This window comes from Flavobacterium fluviatile (assembly GCF_010645065.1).
Classification (GTDB): domain Bacteria; phylum Bacteroidota; class Bacteroidia; order Flavobacteriales; family Flavobacteriaceae; genus Flavobacterium; species Flavobacterium fluviatile.
In genome coordinates this window covers 1-1,805 of record NZ_JAADZW010000065.1, presented here as the reverse complement: position 1 = coordinate 1,805, position 1,805 = coordinate 1, and the positions used below count along the sequence as shown (strand labels likewise).

Below are 1,805 nucleotides of genomic sequence, written 5' to 3'. Positions count from 1 at the left end.
TCCAGGTATCGCAAGAAACTTAAGTAAGGAGTTTGATAGTGACTGGGCTAACAATGCGGTTGATCCTTTGGTAAAAGATACCATTTTCGACAACAATGCTGCATTGAGTAAAATTATATTTAACGACAAACATCCTTATTTTAAAGCAACGGAAAAGAAAGCAAAACCGACAGTGGTTATTTCAAACATTCCAAAAGAATTGGAACGTTACGAAAAAGAACTTGGAGTAGTTGTAAATAAGGAGGTTTTTAAATATCTTAAAAGAGATACACCGCTCTACACAGTTGAGCCAGATGGTCAACCGAAAATTAGGGGAGCTTATTACAGACCAGATGCAAATTTTGTAAAAATACCTATTGACGAAAGAAGAAAAAACAGTAAATGGTATGCTCAGGCGGTTGTTCATCATGAGTTTGGACATGCAATTGATTTTCAAACAGGTTTAAGAGACAGTGATAAAATTAAGTCCTTAATGAATGAAGCTCGAAAAATGTACACGTCAGCGGAAATGAAAGAAATTTATATTAAAGCACAAAAGACGTTGTTTTCTGGTGATAATGATGCACGTGAAAAACATGCAGCTGTTTTGGATACTATTGCAAGTATAAGACCGGCTATAAATATGAATCAAACTCATCCTGACGCTTATTGGAAAAAAGCCGGATACAAGGAAGCTGAATTCATTGCACACATATCCGAAAACAAATTTTCTGGCAATGACGTATTTAAAGAATTAATGCCAGCACTGTATAAAAAAATGGTTGATTTTGAATTTGACTAACGGATTTCTAAGTCTTCTAAATAAATGGTTCCATCAGTAAGGATGTCCAATTCGGCAGCATCGGTTTGACTATCATTTTTTAGATAAATCCGTTTATTTTCGGCCTCAGCCTGTCTAATTATTGGGAAGAAATTTTCTGAACAAAAAAGCATAATACGGGACAAAAGACCATAGTATTCCTGATCTGTGTTTTCGTATTTGTTCAAAATTATATTTAATTCTTGTAGAGCCATAAAACAAAATTACTAAACATTATTTGAATAACAATGATTTATATAAAAAACTAACGAATTATGACACCTGAAGAATTTTCAAGAGCGCTCGAAAAAAAGGCAAATGAGGTCAAAAACTATGCAAATAACCGCTTCCCATCAGTTGCCGGAAACATAGCTTTACGCTTTATAAACGGTAATTTCAGGGCGGGAGGTTTTCAGGGGCAAAGCTTTGATCGGTGGAAAAAGAGCAATAAAAAAAGAGGTTCAACCTTAGTTGATAGTGGAGCTTTGCGAGCTGACAACCATTACACTACCCAACCCGGACAAGCGACTTTAAAAAATAACAGGCCTTATGCCAAGTTACATAATGAAGGTTTTAAAGGAACTGTAACCGTTAAAGCTCATACCCGAAATAAATACAGCCAAAAGAGAGTTGGTACCGGCAGACTAACCAGAACAGGTAGAGAGCGTATGCAGACCGTGACTTATAAATCCGGTCAAAGTTCAGTAAGAGCACATACCCGAAAAATGAACATTCCAAAACGTCAGTTTATGCCAACGAATGACAGGGATAGTGTTGTATTAAACAGGGCTATTGAGAGACAAGTAACACGAGATATTAAACAGATATTACAATAAATTATGGCCACAGAAAACCTTTTAGAAAATATTGAATCGCCTTTTGGAAAACTATTTTTAGCACTTCAAGATCATATTAAAAACGAAGTTCCCGAAGTTATTTACATCGAACAGGATTTAGGACAATTAGGAACAGATGATCCGCGGAAAGGAATGTATTTTCCGGCTGT

The 1,805-nt window shown here is 35.8% G+C and carries 3 protein-coding genes; 2 read left to right on the top strand and 1 reads right to left on the bottom strand.

Annotated features, from left to right (window positions below):
* A partial coding sequence (locus GXM17_RS21250) for a zinc-dependent peptidase (protein WP_163401518.1) occupies nucleotides 1–781 on the top strand: 781 nt, incomplete at its 5' end.
* Here the strand turns inward: GXM17_RS21250 and GXM17_RS21245 are convergent.
* Complete coding sequence (locus GXM17_RS21245; protein ID WP_163401517.1) at nucleotides 778–1,014, bottom strand: hypothetical protein; 237 nt, start codon at nucleotides 1,012–1,014, stop codon at nucleotides 778–780. The genes GXM17_RS21250 and GXM17_RS21245 overlap by 4 nt on opposite strands.
* A gap of 60 nt (nucleotides 1,015–1,074) precedes the next feature.
* Between GXM17_RS21245 and GXM17_RS21240 the strand changes: the two genes are divergently transcribed.
* On the top strand, nucleotides 1,075–1,635 hold the full coding sequence (locus GXM17_RS21240) for a phage virion morphogenesis protein (protein ID WP_163401516.1): 561 nt from the start codon (nucleotides 1,075–1,077) through the stop codon (nucleotides 1,633–1,635).
* The last annotated feature ends 170 nt before the right edge of the window (nucleotides 1,636–1,805 follow it).

What these genes read in the sequence shown, in the direction of transcription:
- GXM17_RS21240 (WP_163401516.1), top strand. Translation starts at nt 1,075, where the DNA reads ATGACACCTGAAGAATTTTCAAGAGCGCTCGAAAAAAAGGCAAATGAG.
- GXM17_RS21245 (WP_163401517.1), bottom strand. Translation starts at nt 1,014, where the DNA reads ATGGCTCTACAAGAATTAAATATAATTTTGAACAAATACGAAAACACA.